Below are 3,309 nucleotides of genomic sequence, written 5' to 3'. Positions count from 1 at the left end.
AACGTGCGCGTGGGCCGAAAAAATGGCCCGCCGGATTTCCGCCCTCTACGCACGTTCGGTGGGCCGAGATCGGCTGCGGCACCGAACAACCCGTGGCCGACCTGGGCGCTGCGCCTAGCTGGCAGCTGCGAGCGCCGCATCGTAGTTCGGCTCGGTGGCGATCTCGGGCACCAGTTCGGCGTATGCGACGTTCCCGTCCGCACCGATCACCACGACCGCCCGACCCAGCAGCGCGGCCATCGGCCCGTCGGTGATGGTGATGCCGTAGTCCTCGCCGAAGCTGTCGCGGAATGCCGACGCCGTCGTGACGTTCTCGATGCCCTCGGCGCCGCAAAATCGCTTCTGGGCGAACGGCAGATCATTGGACACGCACAGGACCGAGAGACCGCTAGCGGCGGCGCGCTCGTTGAAGGTCCGCACACTCGTCGCACACACCGGTGTGTCCACCGAGGGAAAGATGTTCAGCAGCACGGGCTTATCGCGGAACTGCTCGCTGCTTACCGCGCCGAGATCGGTGCCGGTCAGGGTGAAGCCGGGGGCAGGGGTTCCGACGGCGGGTAGCTCGCCGACCGTGTTGATGGGATTTCCACGCAAGGTTATCTGTGCCATACGTACAGTCTGTCAAGGCTGGCACGGCACCGTGCGCGAGGGGGTGGTATCCCTCAGGACCGGGGGGCGTAATCGACTGCGTGGAAGGGCCAGTCCTGGGCCAGCCAGTCTCGGACCGAGGCGTACAGGACGGAGTCCAGCGCGGCGTGGTCCGCGCGTACCCAGGAACGAATCGAGGCGTCGCCGTGGTCGCCGGGCGAAGGCGGGTAGATGTACACGCAGCCGAGTACCTCTTGGCCGTCCGGGCCGTCCGGGCCGTCCGGCGGGAGGACGGTGTAGGTGAACCCGGTGCGCGCCGCGAAGTCGGCGGCGTGCTGCTCGAGGTCGGCCAGGTTCTGCGACGCAGGCATGTCGTGCGGCCAGGGCCGCCCTCCGAAGCCCGGAGTGGCCCGGATGTGCTCCATGCTTGCCGACCACGCGGCCTGGTCGGCGGAGTTGTGTTCGGGCCCAAGCGGAACCAGCCGGAAACCGGGGCCCTCGAGCTCGAGCGGTATGACGAAGTCGGCGGGTACGAACGGCTGTTCGGTCACGATCACGAGCTTACCCCACTCGCATCGTCGGCACGGGGACGACCGCCAGCAAGACCGTCTGCGCTACAACGTCTTTCGGCCCGCTCGGTTGGGTGTCCGAATCGGTCGGCCTGGCCCTGCCGATCTCTGTGCCCTCGTGCTTCAGCTGGCTACCACCGGCCCTTCGACTGAACCCGGGCCGGCACCATTCGGCCTGCTACCCGGAGGGAAGTCAGCTCGATCTGTAAGCACATGGACCGCGAGAAGATCATCCGCACCGGTGCCCGGGAAACCATGCTCGCCACCTTGTATGGCCGTGCATTGGACAGCCACTCATCCAACCCCGTGCTGAACGACAGCGCAGCCGCCGACGCAGTCGAACGCATCGACTACGACTTCGGCAAGACTCGCATGTCGGGGACTAGTGCAGTCAGCGTCGCCATCCGGGCCAAGGTCCTCGACACCTGGACTATCTCGTTCCTGGTCGAGAACCCGTCGGCGACGGTGCTACATCTGGCCTGTGGCTTGGACACTCGAGTGCAATGCCTCAATCCCCCGGCGTCGGTGCGCTGGTTTGATGTGGACCTTCCCGACGTCATGGAGTTGCGTTCGCGCTTGCTGCCCCGGCCCTCAGGGGACTATCACGACATCAGTGCGTCGGTCACCGACTCCGAGTGGCTCTCTTCAGTGCCCGACGATCGGCCGACGGTGGTGGTGTTCGAAGGTCTGTCGATGTACCTGACCGAACGGGATGGCCAGAGCCTGGTCCGACGAATCACCTCGCGCTTCCCCAGCGGACAGTTGCTCTTCGACGTCTATGGAAGGTTGGGCATCAAACTGCAGAAGTTGGTGCCCGCTGTCCGCAATGCCGGGGCGACGCTGCATCGGGGTGTCGACGATCCCCACGAGATCGAAACCCTGCACCCAGGCCTGGAATGCCTTGATGACTTGCGCAGCGTCGACATGCCTGAGCTGGACAAACTCCCGCAATCCGGTCGGATCAGCCTCACCGTTGCGTCCCGCATACCCAAGCTTCGCGACATGGGCCGGATCATGCGGTTCCGGTTCTGGCTTCAACCCGGGCTACCTGCGCATTCGTGTGGCGCGAGCCCGCTCCCGAGCACCGTTTCGGGAAACTTGCCCCGATCGCAGTTTCAAGGATCGGCATCTGTGGGTAGTCAAAACGCATGGCACTGAAAAAGATCTCCCTCAAAACGGTTCTCCTTGCTGGTGCCGCGGTCTCTGCTATTGCCGCGGCGCCGCTTGCCGCAGCTGACCCCCCGCCAGGCTGCTTCAACCCCGATGGCACGGTCTGCGCCACCGTCCCCGGTGCTGGCGCGACGGCTGGACCTGATGGCGCGAACGCGGTCGTGCCCGGTGCTGGCGCGACGGCCGGACCCGATGGCGCGAACGCGGTCGTGCCCGGTGCTGGCGCGATCGCCGGACCCGATGGCGCGGCCGCCAACGTTCCCGGTGCTGGCGCGACGGCCGGACCCGGCGGCGCGAGCGTCGACATCCCCGGCGGCCCCGTCGGCTCAGCCGGACCGGACGGCGCCACCGGTTGCATCCCCTACGTGGGGTGCGCCTCCACCGGATAACGTCCACTCCTGATCGAACGGTCAAGGTCGTCACCGCCAGCCCGGTGGTGGCCTTCACCGGTATCAGGAACTTGCAGGGCGCGTGCTCAATGCAACCTGTCGAGGATCTTGGTGAAGGCTTCTTCTGCTGTCGCTTCCTCGGAGGCTCCAGCGACGTCGTAGGCGATGACGACGGTTGGCCCCGTGGCGTAGGCGTAGCCCTCGGCGGCCGAGGGGATGTTGAAACGGCCGAGGCGATGTTGAAATAGGTCACCTGGCGTCCGCCGATCTCCTTGGGTTCGGACGCGACGGTCATGTTGGGTGCGGCGGTGTTGCTCAAGTCGGAAAGGAACCCGCGGACGAAGTCATCGCCCGTGCCCGACTTAAGTTGACCCGCAAAGGCTTTCAGTACAGGACTGCCGTTCTGGGCGACGTCGGCGGCGGCCACGGCATGGAACTCCGCCTCGAACTTCGGACCGGCGAAGGCGGGATCGACGTCGGGCAGACGTGTTTGACCGTGAAAGCCGGGATGTCTGCGAATACGTCGTCGATGCTGCTCGGGCCGGGTGCCTTGATGACGCAGTCGGCACTGCTCGTCGCCGAGGTCGATGACG

General features: G+C 66.0%; 4 protein-coding genes and 1 pseudogene. 3 read left to right on the top strand and 2 right to left on the bottom strand.

Annotated features, from left to right (window positions below):
* Positions 1–114: 114 nt before the first annotated feature.
* Together tpx and QOC69_RS20820 are read right to left on the bottom strand one after the other, a co-directional pair.
* On the bottom strand, positions 115–609 hold the full coding sequence (tpx, locus tag QOC69_RS20825) for a thiol peroxidase (RefSeq protein WP_526443083.1): 495 nt from the start codon (positions 607–609) through the stop codon (positions 115–117).
* A 53-nt stretch (positions 610–662) separates the two neighbouring features.
* Positions 663–1,139, bottom strand: coding sequence for a hypothetical protein (locus tag QOC69_RS20820; RefSeq protein ID WP_526443081.1), 477 nt, complete (start codon positions 1,137–1,139; stop codon positions 663–665).
* Positions 1,140–1,370: 231 nt separating this feature from the next.
* Between QOC69_RS20820 and QOC69_RS20815 the strand changes: the two are divergent.
* The 3 genes and pseudogenes from QOC69_RS20815 to QOC69_RS20805 all read left to right on the top strand — a co-directional run.
* Positions 1,371–2,186, top strand: a pseudogene (locus QOC69_RS20815) (class I SAM-dependent methyltransferase); the annotation flags it as partial.
* 119 nt (positions 2,187–2,305) lie between these two features.
* Positions 2,306–2,716 (top strand): hypothetical protein, encoded by a 411-nt coding sequence (locus QOC69_RS20810; protein WP_526443079.1) that lies wholly within the window; start codon positions 2,306–2,308, stop codon positions 2,714–2,716.
* Between the two features lie 367 nt (positions 2,717–3,083).
* Positions 3,084–3,309, top strand: a 226-nt coding sequence (locus QOC69_RS20805) for a hypothetical protein (protein ID WP_526443077.1), incomplete at its 3' end; no start/stop codon positions are given.

It is taken from the genome of Mycobacterium sp. (genome assembly GCF_032162105.1).
Classification (GTDB): domain Bacteria; phylum Actinomycetota; class Actinomycetes; order Mycobacteriales; family Mycobacteriaceae; genus Mycobacterium.
This window is presented reverse-complemented; position numbering and strand designations above follow the sequence as displayed.

Coding starts and splice junctions, on each gene's coding strand:
- QOC69_RS20810 (WP_526443079.1), top strand. CDS start 2,306: ATGGCACTGAAAAAGATCTCCCTCAAAACGGTTCTCCTTGCTGGTGCC.
- tpx (WP_526443083.1), bottom strand. CDS start 609: ATGGCACAGATAACCTTGCGTGGAAATCCCATCAACACGGTCGGCGAG.